The organism is Streptomyces sp. NPDC050619 (genome assembly GCF_040654815.1).
Lineage (GTDB): Bacteria > Actinomycetota > Actinomycetes > Streptomycetales > Streptomycetaceae > Streptomyces.
The window spans coordinates 322,026-346,916 of sequence record NZ_JBFAIR010000004.1 but is presented as its reverse complement, the minus strand read 5'-3'; the positions used below and the strand labels follow the sequence as shown (position 1 = coordinate 346,916).

The following is a 24,891-nucleotide window of genomic DNA, read 5'->3' as shown; positions in this document are numbered from 1 at the left end:
CCCCGCCGGGGTCGAAGGGGCGGAGCCCCTGGGGATGGGACGGGTAGGGGCGGCGGGGGCGAAATCATCCCCCGCCGCGCCACAGGCACTACGCCAGCCCAGGCCCCCGCACCGGGATCGAAGTGAACGTCGGCGCCGGGGCGGGATCCTGGAAGAAGTCGTTGCCCTTGTCGTCGACGACGATGAACGCCGGGAAGTCCTCGACCTCGATCTTCCAGACGGCCTCCATGCCGAGCTCCTCGTACTCGACGACCTCGACCTTCTTGATGCAGTCCTGGGCGAGGCGAGCGGCGGGGCCGCCGATGGAACCGAGGTAGAAGCCGCCGTGCGCGTCGCACGCCTTGGTGACCTGCGCCGACCGGTTGCCCTTGGCGAGCATCACCTTGGAGCCCCCCGCCGCCTGGAACTGCTCCACGTAGGAGTCCATACGACCGGCCGTCGTCGGACCGAAGGACCCGGACGCGTACCCCTCGGGCGTCTTCGCCGGACCCGCGTAGTACACCGGGTGGTCCTTCAGGTATTGCGGCATCTCCTCGCCCGCGTCCAGCCGCTCCTTGATCTTGGCGTGCGCGATGTCACGGGCCACGACCAGCGGGCCGGTCAGCGAAAGCCGGGTCTTGACCGGGTACTTGGTCAGCTCGGCGAGGATGTCGTCCATCGGCTGGTTCAGGTCGATCTGCACGACGTCCCCGGCCTCGTCGAGGTGATCGTCGGTCGTCTCCGGCAGGAACCGCGCCGGGTCCGTCTCCAACTGCTCCAGGAAGACGCCCTCGGCGGTGATCTTCGCCACAGCCTGACGGTCGGCGGAGCAGGACACCGCGATGGCCACCGGGCAGGACGCCCCGTGTCGCGGCAGCCGCACCACCCGCACGTCGTGGCAGAAGTACTTGCCGCCGAACTGCGCCCCGATGCCGATCTTCTGCGTCAGCTCGAAGACCTTCTCCTCGAGGTCCTTGTCCCGGAAGCCGTGCCCGCGGGGCGAGCCCTCGGCGGGGATCTCGTCCAGGTAGTGCGCGGAGGCGTACTTGGCGGTCTTGAGCGCGTACTCGGCGCTCGTACCACCCACCACGATCGCCAGGTGGTACGGCGGACAGGCCGCCGTACCCAGCGAACGGATCTTCTCCTCCAGGAACTTCATCATGGAGGCCTCGTTCAGGACGGCCTTCGTCTCCTGGTAGAGGAAGGACTTGTTGGCGCTGCCGCCGCCCTTCGCCATGAACAGGAACTTGTAGGCGCCGCCGTCCGTCGCGTACAGCTCGATCTGCGCCGGCAGGTTCGAGCCGGTGTTCTTCTCCTCCCACATGGTGACCGGAGCCATCTGCGAGTACCGGAGATTGAGCCTCGTGTACGCGTCGTAGATGCCGTGGGACAGGGCCTGCTCGTCCTCACCTTCGGTGAGGACGTTCTGTCCGCGCTTGCCCATGACGATCGCCGTACCGGTGTCCTGGCACATGGGGAGCACGCCCGCGGCCGCGATGTTCGCGTTCTTCAGCAGGTCCAGCGCCACGAACTTGTCGTTGCCCGACGCCTCGGGGTCGTCGATGATCCGGCGCAGCTGGGCCAGGTGGGCCGGGCGCAGATAGTGCTGGATGTCGTGGATGGCCTCTTCGGCGAGCTTGCGCAGCGCCTCCGGCTCCACCTTGAGGAAGGTCCGCCCGTCGGCCTCGAAGGTGGAGACACCCTCGGCGGTCACCAGCCGATACGGAGTGGTGTCTTCTCCCATGGGGAGCAGATCGGTGTACTCGAACTCAGGCATCGGTGCCCATTCCTCACTCGACAGACGCGACGGCGGCCTCCATTGGCAGCGCTCACCAGCGTAGAACCTGCCCGGGACGGTGGGCTTGTGAGGTAAGGCTCAGTTGGCGGGTCAAAGTTGTCCACAGCCCCTAGTCGCGATCTATCGCGTTTGGGTACGCTGCTGCCGTGGACCTTCACAAGCACACCGAACCGCAGGTGCAGTCCCCCTCCGGAATGCGCGCATCGGACGCCGAGCGCGACCGCATCGCCGACATGCTGCGCGAGGCCCTCGCCGAGGGCCGGCTCACCGCCGACGAGCACGCCGAGCGCGTCGAGGGAGTGCTGAGCGCCAAGACGCTCGGCGAGCTGGAGGTCTTCATCCAGGACCTGCCCGCCGCCCACGAGCGCCGCGCGTCCCCCGCCTACATCCCGGCCCCGAATCGCCCCACGGACGCGATACCCGCGGACCCGGACGACAATGTGGTGGCCGTCCTGAGCAGCGCCGTCCGCAAGGGCCGCTGGCGCGCCGGGCGCCGCATCCACGCGTACTCGATCCTGGGCACCGTAGAGATCGACCTCAGCGAGGCGATCTTCGAGTACCGGCAGGTCGTGATCAAGGCGGTCTCGGTCCTCGGCAACGTCGAGGTCCGCGTCCCGGAGAACGTGTCGCTGCGTGGCACCGGCGGCGGCGTACTCGGCAACTTCGAGGTGGACACGGTCGATTCGACCGATGCCGACGCGCCGGTCGTCTATGTGGAGGGGTGGTCCGTCCTCGGCAACATCGAGGCCAGGCCCAAGCGCGGCAAGCTCGTCGCCGACATCCTCGACCGCGTGAACCGCAAGGTCGACAAGACTTTGCGCAAACATCTGGATCGTTGACGGTTGTGAATTCGACCGCGTGCGAAGCCGATCGATCCGTCCGGCCTTCGCGCCCATCGGCTCACGGAAGCCCTCGGAATCCAGCGGTTGGGAACTCAGTGCATAGGCGCACGCACAGCGGGTAGGCCTTGCTGCATCGTCTCTCGCTCGCGAAGCCGTCGTCAGGAGTAGACCGTGCTGCAACCGCCGCATTCGTCCCTGCAGGTAGCTGCCGTTCCGGCCCAGCGGGAGCCAGTGCGGGACAGGGACCAAGACGCTCCATGGCACACCGAGGCTGTGTGCCGGCGCGACGAGGCAGGCCTGTTCTTCGCCCCCTCCAAGGAACCCACCGCCGCCCGGCTCTCCCGAGAGCAGGCCGCGAAGCGAGTCTGTGCCGGCTGTCCGGTCATGGTCGAGTGCCGAGAGCACGCGCTCCTGCAACCAGAGCCGTACGGCGTCTGGGGCGGCCTCACCGCCGCCGAGCGCCGCGTGGTCCTGGCCCGACGCCGCCGCCGCGACATGGAACTGAAAAAAGCGGCAAGGGCGTCGGGGCGCATAGCGGCAGCGGGCTAGCCAGGCCCTCCGTACGTCAAAAGGGGCGCCCCCACCGCACCGGGGGTGCCCCTCCCTTTGACGACGCGGCACGGTGACCCACCTAGGCCGCGGGGAACTCCCCACCCTCAGGCGAACCTACTTGGCCCGATCGAAGTCAATCGCGCTGTACGCCCGCAGCTTGCTGAGCCGATGCTCGGAATCAATCCGACGCACCGTCCCCGACTTCGACCGCATCACGATCGAGTCGGTCGTGGCGGTCTCCGACCGGTACCGCACGCCCCGCAGCAGCTCCCCGTCCGTGATCCCGGTCGCGACAAAGAACACGTTCTCGCCGGAGACCAGGTCGTCGGTGGTCAGCACCCGGTCCAGATCATGGCCCGCGTCGATCGCCCGCTGCCGTTCCTCGTCGTCCTTCGGCCACAGCTTGCCCTGGATGGTTCCGCCCAGGCACTTCACGGCGCAGGCCGAGATGATGCCCTCCGGGGTGCCGCCGATGCCGAGCAGCATGTCCACGCCGGTGCTCTCGCGCAGGGCCAGGATCGAGCCCGCGACATCGCCGTCGGAGATCAGCTTGATGCGCGCGCCGGTCTCCCGGATCTCCTGGATGATGCCTTCGTGCCGCGGCCGATCCAGGATGACGACGGTGACGTCCTCCGGCGTGGACCGCTTGGCCTTGGCGACCCGGCGGATGTTCACGGACACGGGCGCGTCGATGTCGACGAAGTCGGCGGCATCGGGGCCGGTGACCAGTTTGTCCATGTAGAAGACGGCGGACGGGTCGAACATCGACCCGCGGTCGGCGGCGGCCAGCACCGCGATCGCGTTCGTCATGCCCTTGGCGGTCAGCGTGGTGCCGTCGATCGGGTCGACGGCGATGTCGCACTCCGGCCCGGTCCCGTCGCCGACGCGCTCCCCGTTGAAGAGCATCGGGGCTTCGTCCTTCTCGCCCTCGCCGATGACGACGACGCCGTTCATCGACACGGTGTGGACGAGGGTCCGCATGGCGCGTACGGCGGCACCGTCGGCGCCGTTCTTGTCGCCGCGTCCTACCCAGCGGCCCGCGGCCATCGCCGCGGCTTCGGTCACCCGGACGAGCTCCAGGGCGAGGTTGCGGTCGGGGGCCTCCGAGGGAACTTCGAGTTCGGAGGGCAGATGATGATGCTCGGTCATCGGTGCGCACCTTTCTGATACGACGACGGCCGGATGAGGGTGTGGCCCGACTCTATCGTCAGGCAGACAAAATGAGCAGGGGGCCCCACGGATGAGCGGACCGGGTACCTGCGACGATAGGAGGCGTGGCAGGTTCGAGCGGCAAGCAGAAGACGGTCCGGGACATGATCCTTTCCCTGGGCCTGATCGGGATCATGGCGGGAGTCATCTACCTCTTCATCCCGCACGACGACTCCCCTCCGGACGTCAAGAAGGTCGACTACCGCGTCGAACTGCTCACGGCGCGCCGTGCGGCGTCCTACCCGGTGGCCGCGCCCGAGGGGCTGTCGGGCAGCTGGAAGGCGACGTCCGTGCGCTTCCAGGGCGACGACTTCGACGCCTGGCACCTGGGCTTCCACGCCCCCGACGGTGAGTACGTGCAGATCGAGCAGTCGACTCAGAAGCCGTCGACGTTCATCGACGAGGCCAGCCAGGGCGGGACGGCCACGAAGACCACCCAGGAGATCGACGGCCGGACCTGGACGCGGTACACGGGCGGTCGCTACGACGCCCTCGTGCACGAGGGCGACGGCGCGACGACCGTGGTGGCGGGCACGGGCTCGTTCGAGCAGCTGACTCAGATGGCCGGGGCGTTGAAGCTGGCGTGAGACCGGCGCACGCAGGAGGCCCCCGGCCGTGCTGCCGGGGGCCTCTTTCTGCTTGTTGTCGTCCACTGTCCGCTGTCCGCTCAGACCGTGGTGATGACCTCGTCGTAGGCCAGGCGCGGGGAGCGCGGGAACCAGGCGTCCTCGCCCGGCTTGCCGATGTTGACGACCATCAGCGGGGTGTGGTCGTCGTCGAGGAACTCCTTGCGGACGCCCTCGAAGTCCACGCCGGTCATCGGGCCGGCGGCGAGGCCCGCGGCGCGGACGCCGATGATGAAGTACGCGGCCTGAAGGGCGGCGTTCAGCGAGGCGGCACCCTCACGGGCGGCGCGCTCGGCGAAGAAGACGTCCTTGGCCTGCGGGAAGTGCGGGAAGAGCTCCGGCAGCTCCTCGTGGAACTCGTTGTCCGCGGCGAGGATCGCGACCAGCGGGGCGGTGGCGGTCTTCGGCTGGTTGCCCTCGGCCATGTGCCGGACCAGGCGCTCACGGCCCTCGGCGGAGCGGACCAGGGTGATGCGCAGCGGGGACTGGTTGAAAGCGGTCGGGCCGTACTTGACCAGGTCGTAGATCGCCTGCACCTGCTCGTCGGTCACCGGCTCGTCGGTGAAGGTGTTCGCGGTGCGGGCCTCGCGGAACAGCAGGTCCTGGGCGGCGGGGTCAAGAACGAGTGACATACGTGAACCTTCTCGGGGATGTGCGTCGAGTCCGGGGGAATCGGACCGGCTGATGTCATCGACCGTACGCGAAGGAAGTTCAATCTTCAACGAAAATCAGGGCGTCGTGATCCGCTTCACAGCTGAGCCGTTCCCCGCGCTACTCGCCGTCCGCGGCGGCCTCCCGGCCCTTTGTCTCCGCGTCCGCCTCGTCCTCCTGCGCCAGCGCCGCGTCCAGCCGCGCCCGCGCCCCCTCCAGCCAGCGCCGACACACCTTCGCGAGCTCCTCGCCGCGCTCCCAGAGGGCGAGGGACTCCTCCAAGGTCGTACCGCCCGCCTCCAGCCGTCGTACGACCTCGATCAGCTCGTCCCGCGCCTGCTCGTACCCGAGCGCCTCATCCGCCTTGCTGGTCATTCGCCCACCTTATGCATCGACTCGAACCACGAACTCACCCTCGGCCACCCGCGCGCGCAGGACCTCGTCGCCCGTGACCTCGCCGGGGTCGCGGACCACATGCCCGTCGGTCTTCTGCAACACGGCGTACCCCCGCTTCAGGGTCGCCGCCGGGGAAAGGCCCACCACGCGCGCGTGCGTGTGCGTCAGTTCCGAGTCGGCGCGGTCGAGGAGGTGCCCCAGGGTGCGGCGCCCGCGGTCGAGCAGGGAGCCGACCTGGTCGGCGCGCTCGTCGATCATCCGGTGCGGATCCTCTATCGACGGCCGGGCGAGCGCATGGGCGAGCCCGCGCTCCTCCCGTTCGATGAACGCCTCGACACACCGGCGCGCCCGATTCTGCAGCAACCGCACGCGCTCGTACTCCTCGCCGACGTCCGGTACGACCTTCTTGGCGGCGTCGGTGGGGGTGGAGGCCCGCAGGTCGGCGACGTGATCGAGGAGTGGATTGTCGGGCTCGTGCCCGATGGCGGACACGACGGGTGTACGGCACTGCGCGACAGTCCTGATGAGCTGCTCGTCGGAGAACGGCAGCAGATCCTCCACGCTCCCGCCTCCACGGGCCACGATGATCACGTCCACGTCGTCGATCGCGTCGAGCTCCTTGACGGCCTGCACGACCTGCGGCACGGCGTGCACACCCTGCACGGCGACGTTGCGCACCTCGAAGCGGACGGCCGGCCAGCGGTGCCGGGCGTTCTCGAGGACGTCCCGCTCGGCGGCGGAGGCCCGCCCGCAGACGAGCCCGACGAGCTGGGGCAGGAAGGGCAGCGGCTTCTTCCGCTCCGCCGCGAACAGCCCTTCGGCGGCAAGGGACTTCTTCAGCTGCTCGAGCCGCGCGAGCAGCTCCCCGACCCCCACGGGCCTTATCTCGGCGGCCCGCAGCGACAGTTGCCCCCGCGGCGCGTACCACTCGGGCTTCGCCAGTACGACGACCCGCGCGCCCTCGCTCACGACATCGGCGACGGCGTCGAACACCTGCCGATAACAGGTGACGCTCACGGAGATGTCGTACGACGGATCACGCAACGTCAGAAACACGACCCCCGCACCGGGCCGCCGCGACAACTGGGTGATCTGCCCCTCGACCCACACGGCCCCGAGCCGGTCGATCCAGCCCCCGATGAGCCGGGAGATCTCACCGACGGGCAGCGGCGCTTCGGGGGACGTGTTGACAGCCATGCCGCGAGGGTAACGGCCGGGTATGACAACCCCGGCACCCTTACGATGGTTCCCATGACTGCTTCGCCTGGCCGCCGTGTCCTGCTCGCCGCCCCCCGTGGCTACTGCGCGGGAGTGGACCGCGCCGTGATCGCCGTCGAGAAAGCCCTGGAGCAGTACGGCGCTCCGGTGTACGTCCGGCACGAGATCGTCCACAACAAGTACGTCGTGCAGACCCTGGAGAGGAAGGGCGCCGTCTTCGTCGAACGGACGGAAGAGGTGCCCCCGGGCAACATCGTCATGTTCTCCGCGCACGGCGTCGCACCCACCGTCCACGACGAGGCCCAGCAGGGCCGGCTCGCCACCATCGACGCGACCTGCCCGCTGGTCACCAAGGTCCACAAGGAGGCCGTCCGCTTCGCCAATGACGACTACGACATCCTCCTGATCGGGCACGAGGGCCACGAGGAGGTCATCGGCACCTCCGGCGAGGCCCCCGACCACATCCAGCTCGTCGACGGCCCCGAGGACGTCGCCAAGGTCGAGGTCCGCGACGAGTCGAAGGTCGTCTGGCTCTCCCAGACCACCCTCTCCGTCGACGAGACCATGGAGACCGTCGACGCGCTCAAGGAGAAGTTCCCGCAGCTCATCTCCCCGCCCAGCGACGACATCTGCTACGCCACGCAGAACCGCCAGCTCGCGGTGAAGCAGATGGGCGCCGAGGCCGAGCTGGTGATCGTCGTCGGCTCCCGCAACTCCTCCAACTCCAAGCGGCTCGTCGAGGTCGCCAAGCTCGCCGGCTCGCGCGAGGCCTACCTCGTGGACTTCGCCGACGAGATCGAAGAGGCCTGGCTGGAGGGCGTGTCCACGGTCGGCGTGACCTCCGGCGCCTCGGTACCGGAGCTCCTGGTCGAGCAGGTTCTGGAGTGGCTGGCGCAGCGCGGCTTCGAGGACGTCGAGATCGTCAAGGCGGCCGAGGAGTCCATCACCTTCTCCCTCCCGAAGGAGCTGCGCCGCGACCTGCGCGAGGAGGCGGCGGCGCTGGTGGCGGACCGCACCGGAGCCGGCCCCGAGGGCACCTCGCAGCAGTGACTGTCAGTCCACCGTCGTAACGTAGGGCCATGCAGATCTTCGGCGTGGACATCGGTGGATCCGGGATCAAGGGCGCCCCTGTGGACCTGGACAGGGGCGACTTGGCGGAAGAGCGTTTCAAGGTGCTGACTCCGCACCCGGCGACACCGGACGGGGTGGCGGACGGCGTGAGACAAGTCATCGACCACTTCGGCTGGACCGGACCGGTCGGGCTCACCTTCCCGGGCGTGGTCACCGGCGGAGCCACGATCCGTACGGCGGCGAACGTCGACAAGAGCTGGATCGACACCGACGCGCGCGTGCTGTTCGGCGACCGCCTGGGCGGCCTCCCGGTGACGGTGGTCAACGACGCGGACGCGGCGGGCGTCGCCGAGATGAGCTTCGGCGCCGGCCAGGGCCGCCGGGGCACGGTGATCCTCCTCACCTTCGGCACGGGCATCGGCAGCGCGGTCTTCGTCGACGGCGTCTTGGTCCCCAACACCGAGCTGGGCCACCTGGAACTGCACGGCCACGACGCGGAGAAGCGGGCCTCCAGCAAGGCCAAGGAGGACGAGGACCTGACCTGGGAGCACTGGGCCCACCGCGTCCAGAAGTACCTCGCCCATGTGGAGATGCTGTTCTCGCCGGAGCTGTTCATCATCGGCGGCGGCGTCAGCCGCAAGTCGGAGAAGTTCCTGCACTACATCGAAGGCATCAAGGCGGAGATCGTCCCGGCGCAGCTTCAGAACAACGCGGGGATCGTGGGGGCGGCGATGCAGGCGACGAAGGGGGACTAGGACTGGCGGTTCCCGCTCGGTCGGCGGTTCATGAGGCGGATCTTCCGTACCGTCGCGATGGATCCGGCGACCAGAGTCCCCCCGTACAGCCACCCCGCCTGAGTGGCGAGCGCGGTGAAGATGCCCATCAGCCGGCCGAAGAGGCCGCCACTGCTGTCGGCCACGGGGAAGAGCCCCACGGCGAAGGCGATCGGCACGACGACGGGGGCGGTCACCAGATCGCCTCGCCGGATCCAGCGGGCGGTCAGCGCGCACACCGGGATGAACAGCACGCCGTAGACCGTCAGCGACGACCCGAACAGCAGGGCGTCGACGCAGCCGAGCAGGAACATCAGTGCCCCGCAGAACAGTCCGCTGCCGAGCCCGGTCAGCCGTGGGTTGGGCAGCCGTCGTACGGCCTGGACCGGCGGCCGGACGCGCGCCGGTCCTGGCCGGCTGGTTCCGCCGGGCTTCGCGGGCCGCGCCGGGCGGCCGTTCGCGCCCCGTGCCGCCTGCGGCGGCAGGGGTGGCGGGGGCGTATCGCGTCGCGTTCCGTACTGCGGGGGGCGCGTCCTGTATTGCTCCACCGGACCAACTTAGGTCGGTTTATGTGTCGAATCGCCCCTCAGACACGCCGTCGGGCAGACCTTGGCCAAGCGTTCGAACAGCTCGCCGGGACGGGGCCGGGCACGCCGTAGACTGGTGGATCGGCCCCAGGCCTGACCCAGGGCCGCCCCAGCTCTCACCCTTTCTCTCCTCTCTCACGCCAGCCCTCTCACTCCGGGAAGTCGCAACGTGTCGCTCACGATCGGAATCGTCGGTCTGCCGAATGTCGGCAAGTCGACCCTGTTCAACGCCCTGACCAAGAACGACGTGCTGGCGGCCAACTACCCGTTCGCCACGATCGAGCCGAACGTCGGTGTCGTGGGCGTCCCCGATGCGCGCCTCACCAAGCTGGCCGAGATCTTCGGTTCCCAGCGCATCCTCCCGGCCACGGTCGACTTCGTCGACATCGCGGGCATCGTGAAGGGGGCCTCGGAGGGCGAGGGCCTCGGCAACAAGTTCCTGGCGAACATCCGTGAGTCGGACGCGATCTGTCAGGTCATCCGCGCCTTCAAGGACGAGAACGTCGTGCACGTGGACGGCAAGGTCTCGCCGAAGGACGACATCGAGACGATCAACACCGAGCTGATCCTCGCCGACCTCCAGACGATCGAGAAGGTCCTGCCGCGCCTCCAGAAGGAGTCGCGGATCAAGAAGGACATCGCTCCGAAGGCGAAGGCCGTGGAGGAGGCGCAGGAGATCCTGGAGAAGGGCGACACCCTCTTCTCGCACGGGATCGTGCAGGGCAGCGAGCGCGCGGAGCCGTTGCACGACCTGCACCTGCTGACGACGAAGCCCTTCCTCTACGTCTTCAACGTCGACGAGGACGAGCTGATCGACGAGGACTTCAAGACCGAGCAGCGCGCTCTGGTCGCCCCCGCCGAGGCGATCTTCCTCAACGCCAAGCTGGAGGCCGACCTCGCCGAGCTCGACGAGGAGGAGGCCCTGGAACTCCTCCAGTCCGTCGGCGTCGAAGAGCCCGGCCTCGCCACCCTCGCCCACGTCGGCTTCGACACCCTCGGCCTCCAGACCTACCTCACGGCCGGCCCCAAGGAATCCCGCGCCTGGACCATCAAGAAGGGCGCCACCGCCCCCGAGGCCGCAGGCGTCATCCACACCGACTTCCAGAAGGGCTTCATCAAGGCCGAGGTCATCTCCTTCGCCGACCTGGTCGAGACCGGTTCGGTGGCGGAGGCGCGGGCCAAGGGCAAGGCGCGTATGGAGGGCAAGGATTATGTGATGCGGGACGGGGATGTGGTGGAGTTCCGGTTCAATGTATAGGCCACGCATTACCGTGGATCCAGTGAATTAGCAAACTGCCAGGTCAAACGGGGTCGATCCGAATCTGGGTCGACCCCGTTCGCGTACCCGTGGCTGGATTTTGGCTGGATGATCTGACGCTTCGTCACCTGTCGTCATCCGTCGTTCTCCGCACGCTGGCTGGATCGCGGCTGGATGTAGCTGAACGGTGAGTCAGTTCGGAGGGCCGCGCGTATGCCCGCGTGGGCCGAGCGTTTCGGGTAGCCGCGCCCTGGGGGCCTGGATGGGGTGAACGGCCCTGTAGTCGCCCGCGAGGGCCGGTTGGCCGGACGCCATGGCGGTCCCGCGGCCGCGCTGGCCGCAGGTTCGAGTCCTGGGCGAGAGTCGCAATCAAGGGATGGTCGTGACGCACTCCCCGTGACCTGCGGAGATTCGCTCGCCGTCACATGTCGGCGGTTCTGCCGAAGAAGCGTGTCGGTTGACCGTGGTGATCGCGCTTCTGGGAGCTGGCTTGCACTGCGCAGGTTGGAGCCCCCGGCGGGGGACCCGGAACATGGGAAAGGGGGGAGTCGCCGGTCGGGGGCGGGCAGCTGGTGATCGAGACGGTTGTCCTGCCAGATCCATAGATCGTTGGCGATTGGCCGCAGGTTCGAGTTCCCCAGGAGCCACGAAACTTGACTGGTCGTGGACAAGTCGCTGAGTTGCGGATTTGTGCCACGGTGATGGTGGAGGGGTGTCCGGTCGACCCTAGGTGGGCCGGTGAATTCTTCAGGCCTTCATCGACGTTCTCATACCGGTCTGCTGATTTCGGCGTTTAGGGTCTGAGTAGTCGACAGTACCGACGCGGACGTAGTCGTCGCGGCCGAGGCGGACGCGGTGGTTGATCCCGAATGACGTAGTCGGAGCAGGAAGCGGCCGCCACGGAGCCCTACGCACCTGGCCTGGCTTTGGCCGCAGGCGGCGTTCGTCTTCGTTGGCAAGTCAGCGTCTTGAGGGAGGCGTGAGTGCCTGTTCCATCAGGGTCTTCGCGGCCGCGCGCGCGTGCTGGCCGTAGTCCGCCTGGTTCAGCACCATGGCACGGCTGGCTGCTCCGTCCGCGAGGGTCACCAGTTGCTCGGCGAGTGCGGCGGGTTCACTGCAGCCCAGTTCCGTCACCAGATCGGTGACCAACTGCACCATCCGGAGCTTCTGTTCGCGGGCGTAGGCGTGGATCGGATTCTTCGGATCGGGGAACTCTGCCGCTGCGTCGATGAAGGGGCACCCTCGCACCGAAGGCGTGTCCGGGGTGGGTTGATCGAACAAGCGAAGAATCCGCTCGCGAGGGCTGAGGTCCTCACGGATCAGCACACCCTCCATGGTGTTCCCCGACGAGGCCAGCGCCTGCAGGTAGGCAATCGCCAGTTCGTCCCTGGAGCGGAAGTGGGCGTAGAGGGTCCGCTTGGACACCGGTGCCGCCTCTGCGACCTGCTCCATGCCGGTCCCAGCGATCCCTTGATCCGCGAACAGTCGGGCGGCGGCTGCCAGGATGCGTTCCCTTGCGCCTCGCCCTCCTCGCCGCGTCGTGTCACCCATCGTGCCCATGAAGGAAGCATACGGTCGCGTTTACTTTGCTCGGGGCGCGGGGCTACTATCTCACCTCAAGTAAACGGACACGTTTACATCGATGAGGAGTCCCATGAGTTGGTCCGACCACACCGAGCTGAGCAGCTACGCGGAGAAGCTGATCCGTGCCCGACGTGCGACGCGGGCTTTCCGGCCCGAGCCCGTGCCCAAAGAAACGATGCACACGATGTTCTCGCTGGCTGGAGCGGCGCCGTCCAACTCCAACGCGCAGCCGTGGCGGGTGGAGGTCGTCAGTGGCGCGTCGCGCGACCGTCTGGCGGCGTCCCTTCAGGAGGCCCACGCCGCACGGCGCGTGTCGGTCGACTTCCCGTACAGCGATGACCTTTACTCGCCGGTGCAGCAGGAGCGGCGGGTCGCCTTCGGCGGCCAGCTCTACGGGACACTGGGCATCGGCTTTGACGACCATGCGGCGCGCGCGGCATATGACGCCGAGAGCCTGGGGTTCTACGGTGCACCGCATGTCGCGTTCCTCTTCGTCGCCGAACAGGACAACGCGCGGCTGGCTGCCGACGTCGGCGCCTACATGCAGACGCTACTTCTGGCGATGACCGCGTATGGCGTGGCCAGCTGCCCGCAGGGACTGCTGAGCTTCTACGCCGACGAGGTACGCGCCGAACTCGGCGTCACCACAGGAAAACTGCTCGTCGGGATCTCGTTCGGATACGCCGACGACGCCGCACCGGTAAACCACATCATCACTGAGCGTGCCACGCTGAGGGAGACCACAACATTCCACGGCTGACAGTGAGGAGTGACCTGGGCGTAGCCCGGAGCTCGACGCTTCGGCTGTCCGTGGGTTACTGACTTCGGCGTTTTCAGGGTCGGTCCGGTCTGTCGAGAGTGAGGCCCGTCCCGGCGAGGAATCCGCCGAGGACGCGGTGCCGGTACTGCAGCGTCTTGAGCCGTCTGCGGAGCAGAGTCTCCAGCTCGCCGAGGGTGCGGGCGGCCAGGTTGGCCAGGCTCCTTTTGATATGCGCCCACATGCCCTCGACTGGATTGAGGTCGGGCGCATACCCGGGCAGCAGGACCACCGTCAGCCAGTCCCGCTCGGCCACGAGCGTCTGCATCGCCTTGGAGATGTGGGTGCTCAGCCGGTCCCACACCACGATCAGCGGGGCCTTCAGCAGGTGGTGGGCGCCATCCAGCAGGCGGATGTAGTCCCTCTCGCCGAGCGAGCGACGCCCGCCCTTGCGGCCGGTATGCCGGCGCAGCCGGTAGCACAGGCGGGCGGGCAGGCCGGGCCGGTAGCACAGCAGCCCGGCCACCGACAGCCGTCCACGGCCACGGCCGGAAACGCGCACCGTCGGGGTGATGCCGCGCCGGCCCCAGGTGCGGCCCTTGGGCGGACGGCCGGTCACGCCCGCTTCGTCCTCGAAGCAGACGAACGCGCCGGTCGCCGCCCGGAGGGTTTTACCTCCTGCCAGGTCACCTCCCGCCATGCGGTGATGGCGTCCTCGTCACGTTCGGCGGCGGGCCGGGCGGGCATCTGCACGCTGAAGCCCATCCGGTGCAGCAGCCGGGTGACACCGGAGACGCTGTAGGAGATGTGGAACTTCCGCCCGATCAGCGTGCGTACCCGAGCGGCGGTCCACACCTGGTCGTCCGTCCAGCCGTGCGAGGCCGGCCCTTCTTCCAGCCAGGCGGCGAGTTCAGCCTGCAGGCGGGGGCCGAGCCGGCAGTCGTAGCCCGGGGGCCCCTTGGAGCACAGCGCTTGCCGCCCGCCGGCCTCCCAGGCGCGGCGCCACTGGTAGACCGACTTCTCGCTCACCCGTAACTCCCGGGCGATGCACAGTACTTTCACGTCCTCCCCGAAGAGGTCAGCGGCCCGCAGGCGTACCTCTTCGCGGCGCGTGCGCTGATCGGCGGTCAGCCCGCCCCCGTCTGGATACCGCATACTTCCGGGCTACCAGCCACGACGAACCCTGTCACCAGACCCGACAAAGCCCCAGACGCCATAACGCCGAAGTCAGTAATACTCGGTCGGGGGCACGGAATATGAGGAGAGGACAAGCCGTTGATCATTTCATGCACCTGGAGGGGAATGAGGGTGAGGGAGCCACCCGAAGCAGATCGGGAGCCCTGAGTCGTCTGCGTGCATGGCATGCCTGTGGGAGCCCGGAAAGGATAGGGGAGGGGCCAATGGAGATTTTCCTATGGGTGTTTGGTGCCTGGGTTGTCGTAGCGGTACTCGTGTCGCTTCTCGTGCCCGCCCAGCGCAGAGGGGAGCGGCACGTGCACCACCGCGTAAGGCCCCGCACCCGGAGCCCCAGTAGCCCACGTCCGCCGAATCGCCCGCCGAGGATCAGTACCCCTCGGTCACATCCCCGTGGCCATGGCTTACCCGCAGTGCACGACCTTGCACGGAATGAGCCCGGTGAAGCGCTGGTCAGGCAGGCCATTGCCGAGACCGGTGGGGCACTGGGGAACTCGTCTTGGCACAAGGGCATCGAGGGCGAGGAGAGGATGGCCGACCTTCTGCTCCTTTTGGAGGAGCGGGGCTGGAAAGTGTTGCACTCCGTTCCGTGCCCCGTGGGCGGGGACATCGACCATCTGGCCATTGGACCTGGAGGTATCTGGGCGATCAACACCAAGAACCGGCCTCGGAAGCGGATCTCTGTTACGTCCACCGGTGTGACGGAGAGCGGTGCACCATCTGATCCGGAGTTGCTGCAGCGCAGCGGGAGTGAAGCCGAGAGCGCGGCCGAGGTGCTATCGCATTCGTTGCGACGCGACGTCGAGGTCCGGCCCGCGCTCGCCTACGTTGGTGTTTCAGCCGTGGTGGGGGAGCACCGATCCGAAGGTGTCTTGATCATGGAGGGGACCCGACTTATTAACGAACTTGACTCGGCGGACGTGGAATTTGGCCCGTCGGAGGTGGCAGATATTTACGCGGTGGCTCGCGATGCCCGCCACTGGTTGCGGCTCAATGGCACATGACGGGGCCCCACACGGAGTGCGAGTCGCAATCCTGGGGCGCTGTGGCTTGGCGTCACAGCCGGCCCCTTCCAGGGGCGCTCTGCGTAGGTGAGGATCTCGCAGAGCGACTCCGGCGAGTGCCTCGGCGTCGGTCGGGTCGGACTTGCCCCGCTCGCGGGCAGAACGCCGGCCGCGAGCCTGCGCAGGATCTCGCGCTCCTCCTCCAGCTCGCGGACCTTCTTGCGCAGGGCCGTGTTCTCCGCCTCCAGGGACGTGGCCGGCTCGGCAGATATCTCCGCCCGGCGGCCCCGGGGCCGACTTGCCCCGGCAGCCCGCACCCAGTTCCGCAAAGTCTCCGGGTTGGCCCTCAGATCAGCGGCAACCGACCTGATCGTCGCTCCCGGGCGGGACTGGTACAGCGCGACCGCGTCCGCCTTGAATTCCGGCGGGTAGTGCTTCATGACCACGAGATGTCCGTTCTCAGATCCTCAAGATCTAGTGTCTCGTGTGTCCAGGCTCAGGGGTCAAGCCCCGTTCCTTCCTGCCCCGCTCGACCACATCCAGGAGTTGAGCCGGCTGCGTAGCCGGCGGCAGCGGGGCGTCGGCCACCAGATCGACGGTGCTCCACTCAGTGTCCAGCCATCGCTTCCGGCTGCTCGTCCGACGCCCCCGCTTCCCGATGGCAGTGCCGCCGTCGGAGGGAAGAGCTTTGGCCTCCTATCGAGATGAAGTTCCGGCTGGAGAACTTACGGACGTCGTCGGCTGCTTGGCCGATCCGTCCTGGGAGCCCGTCCCGCTGCCGCTCAGGAGCGCCAGCACAACGAGCAGGATTAACAGGCCACCACCTCTCACGGCCGCCGCCACGGCAGCAGGAGTGCTGATGCGGCGGTAGTGAGGCCGGACATAGGAGCCGTTGCGGTAGTGGCCCCGCACGCGTGTCGTCGCGCTTGCCGGAGCGGGTCGAGTGGGCACGGTCGTGCCGACACGGGAGTAGGTGCCAGGGCGGGTGGAGGAGGAGGTACGGGTCGACCGCCTGGAGCGGCGGTGGTGCGGCCGGACATAGGTACCGTCCCGGCGGTAGTGCCCACGAACGTATGGCATCAGGGATTTCCTCGGGTGAGTCAAGCAGGAGCGGAGAGTAGGCCCAATTCGGGCGGAGTACGACGGTACAGGCGCCCACTGACAGTCGACGGGCGCCAACTCCTTTGATCTAGAGGGGGTGTAGCGCTGTTCGCCCCCGTACGGGCTCGCCGAGGCCGCCCAGGCGTTCGCCGGCCGGGGCCTGGCTGTAGTGCGCCGCGTACCTCCGCCTCGTCGGCGGCGAGCCATGCACACGCCACCGCCCGGCACGGATGGAGCCGGAAACGGCCCGCTCGGCTCCCGTAGCAAGTCACCAATTGGCGACAGCCCATCCTCACGACAGAGCAGACCCCTTCGGGGGCGGAGGGAGCTGCCTCAGCAGATCCCACAGCGGACGTGAGCCTGGCGCCCACTCGCTCAGCAGGTGCCGGTCCACCAGGTGCAGCCCCAGCCGTGGGGCCAGCGGAGCGCACTTGGAGGAGAAACGGCCGTTCGTCACCAGCACGACGACGTCCGCGCCGTGCAGCTGACGGCCCGTGCCGCTCAGCACATGCAGGTCCGGGGTGCCGACTGCCGAGCCCGCCAGCCCCGCACGACGGTGCTTGCACTGGATCACCCAGCGCCGCCCGAAGGGATCGGTGGCCGTCACGTCCGCGCCGTTGTCGCCGGTGCCGCCGACCTGGGCCGCGTCCTTGCAACCGTCGCGGCGCATCAAGTCCCGGACCGCGTACTCGAACTGCCGGTGATGCAGCGCGTCAAGCTGGGGCAGCGTGTACCGCAGCCCCTCCGCCCGCACCTGCTCCCAACGGGCCCTCTGCCTGCGCTGATACAGCCACCCGCCGCCGAGAGCAGCCGCCACGATGACCAGCAGCACCAGCACCCACCAGTTCTCCACCAGCCAGTTCACCAGGGCCACGAACAGCGAGATCGCCACGGCGGATGCCAGCAGCACGGCCCCGAGTTCCCCGCGCTGGGACTTCCTCGTCCGCCGCCGTCCACTCCGGCGCCGTGCTGGCCGCCGCGTCACCGGTCACCCCGATCCCACGGGATCGGATAGGAGACCGTGGGCGTCGGCAGCGGCCGCGGCTTCCGCTCCGTTCCCTCAAACCGGACCGGATACGACACCGTGGGCTTCGGCGCCGGCCGGGCCGCCTGCTTCTCTAATCCAGTCCACTGGATCGGGTAGGACGTCGTGGGCCGCGGCCGGAGAGACGTTCCACTCCCGCCAGCGGCAGACCCGCCGCTCCCTCCCAGGACTACGACCGCTACGGCCACCCCGGCTAAGATCGCCATCTGGCCCCGCGCACCTGGCGCCCAGCGGTAGTGCCCGCGCACCCACGTTCCGTCAGCCTTCACGTACGGGTCAATCCAAGGCACTGACGCCTCCCCCTCAGTCGTCGATCCCCACGCAACAGGCCATGCTGACACCCGGCACTGACAACACGTCACCCTTAGATCACGACAAGTGATCGACGTGGCAGAAAATCATCGCCCATTGGCGACGGGCGATTGGGCTGCGGGTCAGGACTACGCGGGGCTCCGTCCCACACCCCGGCCCTCTCTAATCCAGGGTGTAGGCAGCTCGGTCCGGCCCCCGCAAGGGACTGGCGAGCTGCTTGCGCGGGGACGGCGGACGCCTTCGGCCCTCACGGTCCTTGAGACCCGCTTTGAGACCGGCGCCGCTGTCCCTCCCTGCTCGTGGCGGTGACGTGGGCGCCGGGTTACGCCTGTGGTCAGCCTGGCCCGCGAGGCCTCCCGTTAGACCGGCGGCCCGGCGCCTTCGCACCACCGCGAGACCTCGTAATCCAACGCCCGGCCGGTCGCTGACCGTTACGGCGCGAGCCCGCCCCAGGGCCGACCCCTCGTTCCATCCGCGAGCCCGCGAGCTCTGCATACAGACCGGGGCCCCTGGGGTGCGCTGGTGTCGCGAACGGCTACTGAGATGGCGGACCGACGAGTCCTTGGATTAGGGCGCCGCGTGACCCGCATGTGCTCGTGACCTGCATAAACGGACTGATCTAGGAGGACAGCTTGACCGTGTTCTGCGGGCGGCATCGACTGGGCCGAACGCCACCACGACATCGCTCTCGTCGACGACACCGGCACCCTGCTCGCCAAAGCCCGCGTCAGTGACGACGCGGCCGGCTACAGCAAGCTGCTGGACCTCCTGGCCAGCCACGGCGACAGCCCGGACAATCCGATACCGGTGTCCATCGAAACCAACCACGGCCTGCTGGTGGCGGCCCTGCGCACCGGCGGCCGCAAGGTCTTCGCGATCAACCCGCTCGCCGCCGCGCGCTATCGCGACCGGCGCAGCGTCAGCCGAAAGAAGTCCGACCCGGGCGACGCCCTGGTCCTGGCGAACATCCTGCGCACCGACATGCACGCCCACCGGCCGCTGCCCGCCGACTCCGAACTCGCCCAGGCCATCACCGTCCTGGCCCGAGCTCAGCAGGACGCCGTCTGGCACCGGCAGCAGGTCGCCAACCAGGTCCGTTCCCTACTGCGCGAGTACTACCCGGCCGCCCTGCATGCCTTCCAGGGTAAGGAGGACGGCCTGACCCGCCCCGACGCCCGCGTCATCCTCACCCTGGCCCCGACCCCGACCAGGGCCGCGAAACTGACCCTCGCCCAGTTACGAGCAGCTCTCAAGCGCAGCGGCCGCACTCGTTCCTTCGACAGCGAAACCGAGCGTCTGCGAGGCATCTTCCGCTCCGAGTACGCCCGCCAGCTCCCAGCTGTCGAGGACGCCTTCGGCCACCAGCTCCTGGCCCTCCTCAAACAGCTGGACGCCGCCTGCCAGGCCGCGGACGACCTCGCGGCAGCCGTCGCCGAGGCCTTCCGCCAGCACGCCGACAGCGAGATCCTGCTCAGCTTCCCCGGCCTCGGGCCCCTGCTCGGGGCACGTGTCCTCGCCGAGATCGGCGACGACCGCAACCGCTTCTCCGACGCCAGAGCGCTGAAGTCCTACGCGGGGTCCGCCCCGATCACCCGTGCTTCCGGCAAGAAACGCTTCGTCGGCCGCCGCTTCGTCAAGAACAACCGGCTCATAAATGCTGGCTTCCTGTGGTCCTTCTCAGCTCTCCAGGCCTCCCCCGGAGCCAACGCCCACTACCGGCGCAGGCGCGAGCACGGAGACTGGCACAACGCCGCCCAGCGCCACCTGCTCAACCGCTTCCTCGGCCAGCTCCACCACTGTCTCCAGACCCGACAGCCGTTCGACGAACAACGCGCCTTCGCGCCACTCCTTCCAGCGCCTGCATGACCCGCGAACCCGCCCGGCTTCGTCAACGAGAACAACGGCACTTCGACAGATCCACGCTGTCGAGCGCGAACTCAATCGGAGGGCGTGACCGGGGCCCGCAGGCCGAGCCACTGATCGGCGTCCCAGGCCCGGAACCGCTCTACTTCGGTGAACCCCAGCTTTGCCGCGAGGCGCATCGAGCGGACGTTGGCGGTCTGCGTGGCGAGCACCACCGGCTCACCGGGAAGGACGCCTTCGAGCCAGCCAAGTGCCGCCGCGCACGCCTCGGCGGCATACCCGAATCCCCACGCCCGCGGCAGGAAAAGGTAGCCGAGATCGACCTTCCCCACGGCAGCGGGGCAATGGTGCTCCGTTGCTCTCCTGAGCAGGATCTGGCCGATCATCGCTCCGTCGAGATCGACGACGAAACTCCCGGGCCGCCGCCCGGGCACCTCGGGCATCTCGCTCTCAAGCTCGTCACGCGGGCGGGGACCGCCGAGGTAGGTGTGCACCTCCGGCGAGGCGTGCAGCTCGACGAACGCCGAACGGTCCGGAGCCTCGGGCTCACGCAGCACGAGCCTCTCGGTCTTGATCGGTGCAGGCGGCCACGCAACGGGTCCGAGATCATCCATGTCGGCCAGCCAATCAGTGGCATCAGTAGCGATCAAGACTCGTGGTCCCTCTTGACTTCTTATCCCCCTGAGATGCCTCGGAGGGGCAGGGCGGGGGACACGGGGCATGGGAACGGGGGGAAGTCGCCTGGCGGGGGGCGGGCAGCTGATGACCGAGACGGTTGTCGCTGAATCGGTAGATCGTCGGCGACTGGCCGCAGGTTCGAGTCCTTGGCAGGAGCCGCAATCAAGGGCTGGTCGTGACACACCCACTGTGACCCGCGGAGATACGCTCGTTGTGACCATTTCGGTGTATCTGCCGAAAACGCGTATTTGCAAGCCTAACTAATCAGGCTTCTCCGGCACCTCCAGCGCTATGCGGGTTCGAACCGTCGCAGTTCCAGAGGTGCGCGATGCGTCGCGCCTCGGGGGGCGGAGCTCGAGAACATCGGAAGGGTCTGATCAGATTCCCGCCGGTGGGACGAGCCGAGGGTCCCGCCTGCTTTGGTCGCGTGCGGGGGCCTTGATCGGCAAGTCTGACGGCGGTTAGCGAACGGCGGCCTTCCGCTCTGCCTCGGTCAGAGGCGGCCCCTGCAGGTGCTGCTTTTTCGGGCCGAAGAGAATGGGGATGAGCATGTCTGGCGAGAAGAGGCGGGTTGCCGGTTTCTCAAGGCTCATCACGTCCAGAAGGGCACCCATGGCACGCGGGTTCCTGGCTCCGGTGGCGACAGCCCGATCGACAAACCGTGCGAGGACTTTCTCCACCGTGGTGGGCGGGGTGTCGGTGGCACCGGGGTAGAAGGCATCTTGCCCGATGGCCAAGTCCCACGCGGCAGCGACGGGATGCGAGGCAGCGCGCTGGAGACGGCGTGCTGTGCCGGTGGCTGTGAGGTCAGTGGAGCGCAAGACATCCCGGATGGCAACGGCGCCCTGGGCGGCGACGGTCAGGCCATGTCCGTAGACGGGGTTGTAGGCGGCAACGGCGTCACCGAGGACAGTGAAGCCATCGGGCCAGCGCTTCATTTTCTCGTAATAGCGGCGGTGGTTGGCGGTGCTGTGGGTGGTGACGATGTCGCTGATGGGCTCGGCGTTCTGGATAAGCTCGCCGATTATGGGGTCCCCTAGGTTTAGCGCGAAGGCCACAAAGGCGTCCGAGTTGGCGGTGGGTTCGCCACCGCGGGTGCCGCCCAGAGTGACGAGCCACTGGTTATTCTCGATGGGCAGGATGATGCCGCCCTGGCTGGGTGGACTGGCGGGGTTGGCCTGCACGTTGATGAGTGGGAAGTCGCTGCTGGCGCTGGCTGGGGCCTTATAGAGGCGTGTGGCGTATGTGATGCCTGCGTTGACTTCCCGTTCGGTGACTTTGGCGAGGCCCAAGTCGATGAGCCATTGAGCGGCGCGGGAGCCGCGGCCGGAGGCATCGACGACGAGGTCGGCGCTGATGGTGAGTTCTTCTTCGCCACTCCTGACCCGGAGGCCTGTGACCCGGGCGGCGTCGCCTTTGAGGGACAGTGCAGTGGTGTTCTCACGGAGAATGATTCGCGGGTGGTCAAGAACGCGGTCTCGTATCACGGCGTCGAGCAGATCGCGGGAGCAGACCACGTTGCGGTGATGGGTGGCAAGGAAGCGGCGGAACCACACTTCGTTGGGGGCGCGGGAGACCATGTCGGCCATGATGTGGGCCATGCGCCCACCGCGGGCGACGACGTCATCGGTGAGGCCAGGCAGCAGAGCGTTGAAGGCGAGAACGCCGCCGCTCCATACTAAGTGGGCGTGCCGGGCCTGGGGGACTCCGCGACGAGGTTCGGGTCCGTCGGGCAGGTGGTCGCGTTCGATGATCACGACATTGGCGAACTCGCTGAGTGCTGCGGCCGCGAAGAGTCCGGCAGCGCTGGCGCCGATGACGAGTGCGGTGGGCCGGCCTATGGTGACGCTGTCAGGCATGTGTGTTCAGGTTTTCTGTGTTGGTCACCCGCTGGCGGAGGCTGTCGAGTGAGCGAGGACGGTAGAGAGCGACTGAAATAGCGGCAATGTGGTTGGTGATTTCGGGGCCGATTTGCGGGGGCTCTTTGCTGGTGTGGGTAGGCGTGCTATTGCGGTAGGAGGCGATCGCGTCGAGGATGGCCGCGGCACCTGCGATCACGCGGGCCTTAGCCTCATTGTGGGTGGTCACCGCCTCTGCGTACGCCTTGTGGTAGAGGCCTGAGTTGAAGTACGGGGCGAGGATGCGCAGTGCGTCATGTATACGCTGTTGGCGTTGCATCACGCGCAGGTCGAGAGGAACCCAGAAGCCAAAGCGCGCGGGCGCGGCGGCTGGGATGAGCCCGCGCACTGCTCGCCACAACGGCCAGAGCCGCAGATATTCGCTCTGGTCTCGGCCCCAGCGCTTCAGAGCGGGACCTGTCTGAGGAATGATGAAGCGGACAGCCGCGAGGACTGCCTGCATCAGGGCGAAGGGCGGTGCAGCTTTCGTGCTGAGCCAGTCCCAGTTGATTCCGAACCAGCGGGCTGTGACTGCAGTCAGTTTGGCTGCGTCGAAAACTAGGCCAAGTGCAAACCCGACCTGGAGGAAGACAACGCCTGTTTTCAACCAAGGGTTTTCTACCTCCTGGAACCACTTCCACAAAATGGAAGACGCAGTGAGGCATGAACCCAGGTGCGCGACGAGGTAGAGCAGGATGTTTTCGCGCATCCAGGGCGTGTTGGCGTAGTAGGTGTCAAGGTCGTAGATGCGCGGCTCCGGCACACTGGCCAGGAAGAACGTCACCCATAGAGCGGCGATGATGCCAACGTAGATCCAGTAGATGCGTCGGATCTTGCGGCGGCGCCGCTCGGACGGTTCCTCTCTCCAGCGCATGATCATGGTCAGGCCGGTGGCGCAGGAGGCGGTCAAGAAGGAGTAGGCCCACGGGGTCGCGATGTTCGGGATGCCCGTCAATTTGTTGAGCCGCTCGATGTTGACCGGGATGATCACGACGAGGGCTGACGTGGCCCAGAAGAGCAGCAGGGTGGTTGCCCGCACTTCAGGATCGCGCCAGGCACGGACGAAGGTGGGGAGTTTGAGGAACAGCGCGAGCGCCAGCAGCACGGTCGGGACTGCGTAGGGGATATGGAAAGAGGGGGTCATGAGAGTATGCGACCGCCCCGGCTGGTGAGAGAGACGTTGATGCGTCCCTCAACTGTTGACTGGTTGAGTGGGCCTTCGGCGTACCGGCCTTTCATCCAGGTGCGGACTTCACGGCCGAATAGCGCGGACGGACGCGGTAGCGGAGGCAACCCGTGGATCGTCGATCCGCCAGTACCAGTGATCGGTGACGGTCCTGCTACCCGGCCGGCGGGTGTCGTGCACTGTGACGACAACAGCACCGGAATCCTCGACAACATCACGCCGCAGGGCGTAAGACCGAAAGTGCCCTGGGCCGCTCTCTCGGCGGCTCCGGGCACGCTACTGGTAAGGAGTCAATCGTGGGCGCGGGCATCCTCATCCTGCCGCTGACCGTCTACGTCGTCCTAGTGACGATATTGTGCGTCAAGGTCGGCGACAAGACCTCATGGAAGGTCGGCTGGCTCATGGCCGCGGCCGTCGTATTTCTGCCGGTCGGCGTCGTTATCGCCGCCGCTGTTCCTTGAGGCCGGCCCGGCCGGGCGCAGCTGGCCTAAGGGCGTGCAGATCTTTAACTCGTGGCTTCCCGCTTGGTGGGTCGTTGCTCCGGTATGGGTGGGCTGGAAGTGCAACGGGCCGTGCTGGCAGCGAAGTTCGGGGCGATTCTGCCGCATCTCGACGAGCGGCAGCGTCGTCTGTTGATAGGGGCGGAGACCCGGTCATTCGGCCACGGCGGGATCAGGGCGGTCGCCCGTGCCGCCGGTGTCCGGGAGGGCACGGTGTCGCTCGGGGTGCGGGAACTCGACTCTGGCGAAGCTCCGTTGGGACGGGTCCGCAGGGTCGGCGGCGGCCGTAAACGCGTCGTCGACCTGAACCCGGCCCTTCGGAAGGCGCTCCTCTCCCTGGTCGAACCCGATGTCCGCGGGGACCCGATGTCGCCGTTGCGCTGGACCACCAAATCCACCCGGAAGCTCGCGGAGCGGCCGCTGGTCGGGGGCGGCTCCTCGGATGGGGGTGGTTCGTCGGCTGGCAGGGGTTCGCTTGCTGGGAGTGGTTCTTCGGGCGGGGCCGGTTCGCCAGTTGGGAGTGGTCCTCTGGGCGGGGTCGGCTCGCCCGCCGGGAGCGGTTCCCCGGCCGGGAGGGGGTCGTGGGCCGGGGGCGGTTCGTCGGCCGGCAGCGGTTCGCCCGGCGGGGGCGGCTCCTCGGTGGGTCTGGTTGGTTGGATGGCAGGGGTTCGCCAGTTGGGAGTGGTTCTCCGGCCGGGTCCGGTTCGTCCGCCTGGAGCGGTTCCCCGGCCGGGAGGGGGTCGTGGGCCGGGGGCGGTTCGTCGGCCGGCAGCGGTTCGCCCGGCGGGGGCGGCTCCTCGGTGGGTCTG

At 67.8% G+C, this 24,891-nt stretch carries 23 protein-coding genes and 3 pseudogenes; 11 read left to right on the top strand and 15 right to left on the bottom strand.

All coding sequences use genetic code 11. From position 1 onward, the window contains the following. Positions 1–88: 88 nt before the first annotated feature. On the bottom strand, positions 89–1,756 hold the full coding sequence (locus tag AB0I77_RS09970) for a fumarate hydratase (protein WP_363281900.1): 1,668 nt from the start codon (positions 1,754–1,756) through the stop codon (positions 89–91). Between the two features lie 215 nt (positions 1,757–1,971). On the opposite strand from AB0I77_RS09970, the gene AB0I77_RS09965 reads away from it, so the two are divergent. Continuing rightward, positions 1,972–2,616, top strand: coding sequence for a DUF1707 domain-containing protein (locus AB0I77_RS09965; protein WP_363282076.1), 645 nt, complete (start codon positions 1,972–1,974; stop codon positions 2,614–2,616). A gap of 174 nt (positions 2,617–2,790) precedes the next feature. Then, a complete protein-coding gene (locus tag AB0I77_RS09960) occupies positions 2,791–3,168 on the top strand; it encodes a WhiB family transcriptional regulator (protein WP_363281899.1) in 378 nt (125 codons plus the stop codon). A gap of 117 nt (positions 3,169–3,285) precedes the next feature. On the opposite strand, the gene glpX is transcribed toward AB0I77_RS09960, so the two are convergent. Then, positions 3,286–4,320 (bottom strand): class II fructose-bisphosphatase, encoded by a 1,035-nt coding sequence (glpX, locus tag AB0I77_RS09955; protein ID WP_363281898.1) that lies wholly within the window; start codon positions 4,318–4,320, stop codon positions 3,286–3,288. 125 nt (positions 4,321–4,445) lie between these two features. On the opposite strand from glpX, the gene AB0I77_RS09950 reads away from it, so the two are divergent. Beyond that, the gene (locus AB0I77_RS09950) at positions 4,446–4,967 is read left to right on the top strand and encodes a DUF4245 domain-containing protein (RefSeq protein WP_363281897.1); all 522 of its coding nucleotides are present in this window, start codon (positions 4,446–4,448) and stop codon (positions 4,965–4,967) included. 80 nt (positions 4,968–5,047) lie between these two features. Here AB0I77_RS09950 and AB0I77_RS09945 read toward each other — a convergent pair whose 3' ends face one another. From AB0I77_RS09945 to xseA, 3 genes are all read right to left on the bottom strand, one after another. Continuing rightward, the gene (locus AB0I77_RS09945) at positions 5,048–5,638 is read right to left on the bottom strand and encodes a malonic semialdehyde reductase (protein ID WP_363281896.1); all 591 of its coding nucleotides are present in this window, start codon (positions 5,636–5,638) and stop codon (positions 5,048–5,050) included. Between the two features lie 139 nt (positions 5,639–5,777). Next, positions 5,778–6,032, bottom strand: coding sequence for an exodeoxyribonuclease VII small subunit (locus AB0I77_RS09940; RefSeq protein ID WP_363281895.1), 255 nt, complete (start codon positions 6,030–6,032; stop codon positions 5,778–5,780). Positions 6,033–6,041: 9 nt separating this feature from the next. Continuing rightward, positions 6,042–7,250 (bottom strand): exodeoxyribonuclease VII large subunit, encoded by a 1,209-nt coding sequence (gene xseA / locus AB0I77_RS09935; RefSeq protein WP_363281894.1) that lies wholly within the window; start codon positions 7,248–7,250, stop codon positions 6,042–6,044. 45 nt (positions 7,251–7,295) lie between these two features. Here xseA and AB0I77_RS09930 point away from each other — a divergent pair, with 45 nt between their 5' ends. Both AB0I77_RS09930 and ppgK read left to right on the top strand, forming a co-directional pair. After that, on the top strand, positions 7,296–8,321 hold the full coding sequence (locus tag AB0I77_RS09930) for a 4-hydroxy-3-methylbut-2-enyl diphosphate reductase (protein WP_363281892.1): 1,026 nt from the start codon (positions 7,296–7,298) through the stop codon (positions 8,319–8,321). A 29-nt stretch (positions 8,322–8,350) separates the two neighbouring features. Continuing rightward, positions 8,351–9,097, top strand: coding sequence for a polyphosphate--glucose phosphotransferase (gene ppgK / locus AB0I77_RS09925; protein ID WP_363281891.1), 747 nt, complete (start codon positions 8,351–8,353; stop codon positions 9,095–9,097). Here the strand turns inward: ppgK and AB0I77_RS09920 are convergent. Next, the gene (locus AB0I77_RS09920; protein WP_363281890.1) at positions 9,094–9,663 is read right to left on the bottom strand and encodes a DUF6542 domain-containing protein; all 570 of its coding nucleotides are present in this window, start codon (positions 9,661–9,663) and stop codon (positions 9,094–9,096) included. The two genes, ppgK and AB0I77_RS09920, sit on opposite strands and share 4 nt — an antisense overlap. Positions 9,664–9,871: 208 nt before the next feature. Here AB0I77_RS09920 and ychF point away from each other — a divergent pair, with 208 nt between their 5' ends. Beyond that, complete coding sequence (gene ychF / locus AB0I77_RS09915; RefSeq protein WP_363281889.1) at positions 9,872–10,960, top strand: redox-regulated ATPase YchF; 1,089 nt, start codon at positions 9,872–9,874, stop codon at positions 10,958–10,960. Positions 10,961–11,920: 960 nt separating this feature from the next. Here the strand turns inward: ychF and AB0I77_RS09910 are convergent. Then, positions 11,921–12,520: a helix-turn-helix domain-containing protein gene (locus AB0I77_RS09910; RefSeq protein ID WP_363281888.1), complete on the bottom strand. Its 600-nt coding sequence runs from the start codon at positions 12,518–12,520 to the stop codon at positions 11,921–11,923. 94 nt (positions 12,521–12,614) lie between these two features. Here AB0I77_RS09910 and AB0I77_RS09905 point away from each other — a divergent pair, with 94 nt between their 5' ends. After that, positions 12,615–13,304 carry a nitroreductase gene (locus tag AB0I77_RS09905; protein ID WP_363281887.1) on the top strand — a complete coding sequence of 230 codons (690 nt, stop codon included), beginning with the start codon at positions 12,615–12,617 and terminating at the stop codon, positions 13,302–13,304. Between the two features lie 73 nt (positions 13,305–13,377). Here the strand turns inward: AB0I77_RS09905 and AB0I77_RS09900 are convergent, their stop codons facing one another. Continuing rightward, positions 13,378–13,920, bottom strand: coding sequence for a transposase (locus AB0I77_RS09900; protein WP_363281886.1), 543 nt, complete (start codon positions 13,918–13,920; stop codon positions 13,378–13,380). Further along, positions 13,917–14,456 (bottom strand): winged helix-turn-helix domain-containing protein, encoded by a 540-nt coding sequence (locus AB0I77_RS09895; protein ID WP_363281884.1) that lies wholly within the window; start codon positions 14,454–14,456, stop codon positions 13,917–13,919. Before AB0I77_RS09895 ends, AB0I77_RS09900 begins: the two co-directional genes overlap by 4 nt. Before the next feature lie 101 nt (positions 14,457–14,557). Between AB0I77_RS09895 and AB0I77_RS09890 the strand changes: the two genes are divergently transcribed. Then, positions 14,558–15,499, top strand: coding sequence for a nuclease-related domain-containing protein (locus AB0I77_RS09890; protein WP_363281882.1), 942 nt, complete (start codon positions 14,558–14,560; stop codon positions 15,497–15,499). Here the strand turns inward: AB0I77_RS09890 and AB0I77_RS09885 are convergent. After that, complete coding sequence (locus AB0I77_RS09885; RefSeq protein WP_363281881.1) at positions 15,448–15,939, bottom strand: transposase; 492 nt, start codon at positions 15,937–15,939, stop codon at positions 15,448–15,450. The two genes, AB0I77_RS09890 and AB0I77_RS09885, sit on opposite strands and share 52 nt — an antisense overlap. Positions 15,940–16,892: 953 nt before the next feature. Then, positions 16,893–17,585: a restriction endonuclease gene (locus AB0I77_RS09880; protein ID WP_363281880.1), complete on the bottom strand. Its 693-nt coding sequence runs from the start codon at positions 17,583–17,585 to the stop codon at positions 16,893–16,895. 1,004 nt (positions 17,586–18,589) lie between these two features. Between AB0I77_RS09880 and AB0I77_RS09875 the strand changes: the two are divergent. Continuing rightward, positions 18,590–19,823 (top strand): annotated as a pseudogene (locus tag AB0I77_RS09875) (IS110 family transposase). Between the two features lie 71 nt (positions 19,824–19,894). Here the strand turns inward: AB0I77_RS09875 and AB0I77_RS09870 are convergent. From AB0I77_RS09870 to AB0I77_RS09855, 4 genes and pseudogenes are all read right to left on the bottom strand, one after another. After that, a complete protein-coding gene (locus AB0I77_RS09870; protein ID WP_363281879.1) occupies positions 19,895–20,434 on the bottom strand; it encodes a GNAT family N-acetyltransferase in 540 nt (179 codons plus the stop codon). A 525-nt stretch (positions 20,435–20,959) separates the two neighbouring features. Next, the gene (locus AB0I77_RS09865) at positions 20,960–22,357 is read right to left on the bottom strand and encodes an FAD-dependent monooxygenase (protein WP_363281878.1); all 1,398 of its coding nucleotides are present in this window, start codon (positions 22,355–22,357) and stop codon (positions 20,960–20,962) included. Beyond that, positions 22,350–23,540, bottom strand: coding sequence for an MAB_1171c family putative transporter (locus AB0I77_RS09860; protein WP_363281876.1), 1,191 nt, complete (start codon positions 23,538–23,540; stop codon positions 22,350–22,352). The genes AB0I77_RS09865 and AB0I77_RS09860 overlap by 8 nt, the downstream gene beginning before the upstream one ends. Continuing rightward, positions 23,537–23,662 (bottom strand): annotated as a pseudogene (locus AB0I77_RS09855) (toxin); the annotation flags it as partial. The pseudogene AB0I77_RS09855 and the gene AB0I77_RS09860, both read right to left, overlap by 4 nt. Before the next feature lie 216 nt (positions 23,663–23,878). On the opposite strand from AB0I77_RS09855, the gene AB0I77_RS09850 reads away from it, so the two are divergent. Together AB0I77_RS09850 and AB0I77_RS09845 are read left to right on the top strand one after the other, a co-directional pair. After that, positions 23,879–24,043, top strand: coding sequence for a hypothetical protein (locus tag AB0I77_RS09850; protein ID WP_363281875.1), 165 nt, complete (start codon positions 23,879–23,881; stop codon positions 24,041–24,043). A gap of 84 nt (positions 24,044–24,127) precedes the next feature. Continuing rightward, positions 24,128–24,493: pseudogene (locus AB0I77_RS09845) on the top strand (ISAzo13 family transposase); the annotation flags it as partial. Positions 24,494–24,891: the final 398 nt, after the last annotated feature.

Excerpts from the sequence above, each read along its gene's own strand:
- AB0I77_RS09970 (WP_363281900.1), bottom strand. The coding sequence starts at position 1,756 with ATGCCTGAGTTCGAGTACACCGATCTGCTCCCCATGGGAGAAGACACC.
- AB0I77_RS09965 (WP_363282076.1), top strand. The coding sequence starts at position 1,972 with ATGCGCGCATCGGACGCCGAGCGCGACCGCATCGCCGACATGCTGCGC.
- glpX (WP_363281898.1), bottom strand. The coding sequence starts at position 4,320 with ATGACCGAGCATCATCATCTGCCCTCCGAACTCGAAGTTCCCTCGGAG.
- AB0I77_RS09945 (WP_363281896.1), bottom strand. The coding sequence starts at position 5,638 with ATGTCACTCGTTCTTGACCCCGCCGCCCAGGACCTGCTGTTCCGCGAG.
- AB0I77_RS09940 (WP_363281895.1), bottom strand. The coding sequence starts at position 6,032 with ATGACCAGCAAGGCGGATGAGGCGCTCGGGTACGAGCAGGCGCGGGAC.
- xseA (WP_363281894.1), bottom strand. The coding sequence starts at position 7,250 with ATGGCTGTCAACACGTCCCCCGAAGCGCCGCTGCCCGTCGGTGAGATC.
- AB0I77_RS09930 (WP_363281892.1), top strand. The coding sequence starts at position 7,296 with ATGGTTCCCATGACTGCTTCGCCTGGCCGCCGTGTCCTGCTCGCCGCC.
- ppgK (WP_363281891.1), top strand. The coding sequence starts at position 8,351 with ATGCAGATCTTCGGCGTGGACATCGGTGGATCCGGGATCAAGGGCGCC.
- AB0I77_RS09910 (WP_363281888.1), bottom strand. The coding sequence starts at position 12,520 with ATGGGCACGATGGGTGACACGACGCGGCGAGGAGGGCGAGGCGCAAGG.
- AB0I77_RS09905 (WP_363281887.1), top strand. The coding sequence starts at position 12,615 with ATGAGTTGGTCCGACCACACCGAGCTGAGCAGCTACGCGGAGAAGCTG.
- AB0I77_RS09895 (WP_363281884.1), bottom strand. The coding sequence starts at position 14,456 with ATGCGGTATCCAGACGGGGGCGGGCTGACCGCCGATCAGCGCACGCGC.
- AB0I77_RS09890 (WP_363281882.1), top strand. The coding sequence starts at position 14,558 with ATGAGGAGAGGACAAGCCGTTGATCATTTCATGCACCTGGAGGGGAAT.
- AB0I77_RS09885 (WP_363281881.1), bottom strand. The coding sequence starts at position 15,939 with ATGAAGCACTACCCGCCGGAATTCAAGGCGGACGCGGTCGCGCTGTAC.
- AB0I77_RS09870 (WP_363281879.1), bottom strand. The coding sequence starts at position 20,434 with ATGGATGATCTCGGACCCGTTGCGTGGCCGCCTGCACCGATCAAGACC.
- AB0I77_RS09865 (WP_363281878.1), bottom strand. The coding sequence starts at position 22,357 with ATGCCTGACAGCGTCACCATAGGCCGGCCCACCGCACTCGTCATCGGC.
- AB0I77_RS09860 (WP_363281876.1), bottom strand. The coding sequence starts at position 23,540 with ATGACCCCCTCTTTCCATATCCCCTACGCAGTCCCGACCGTGCTGCTG.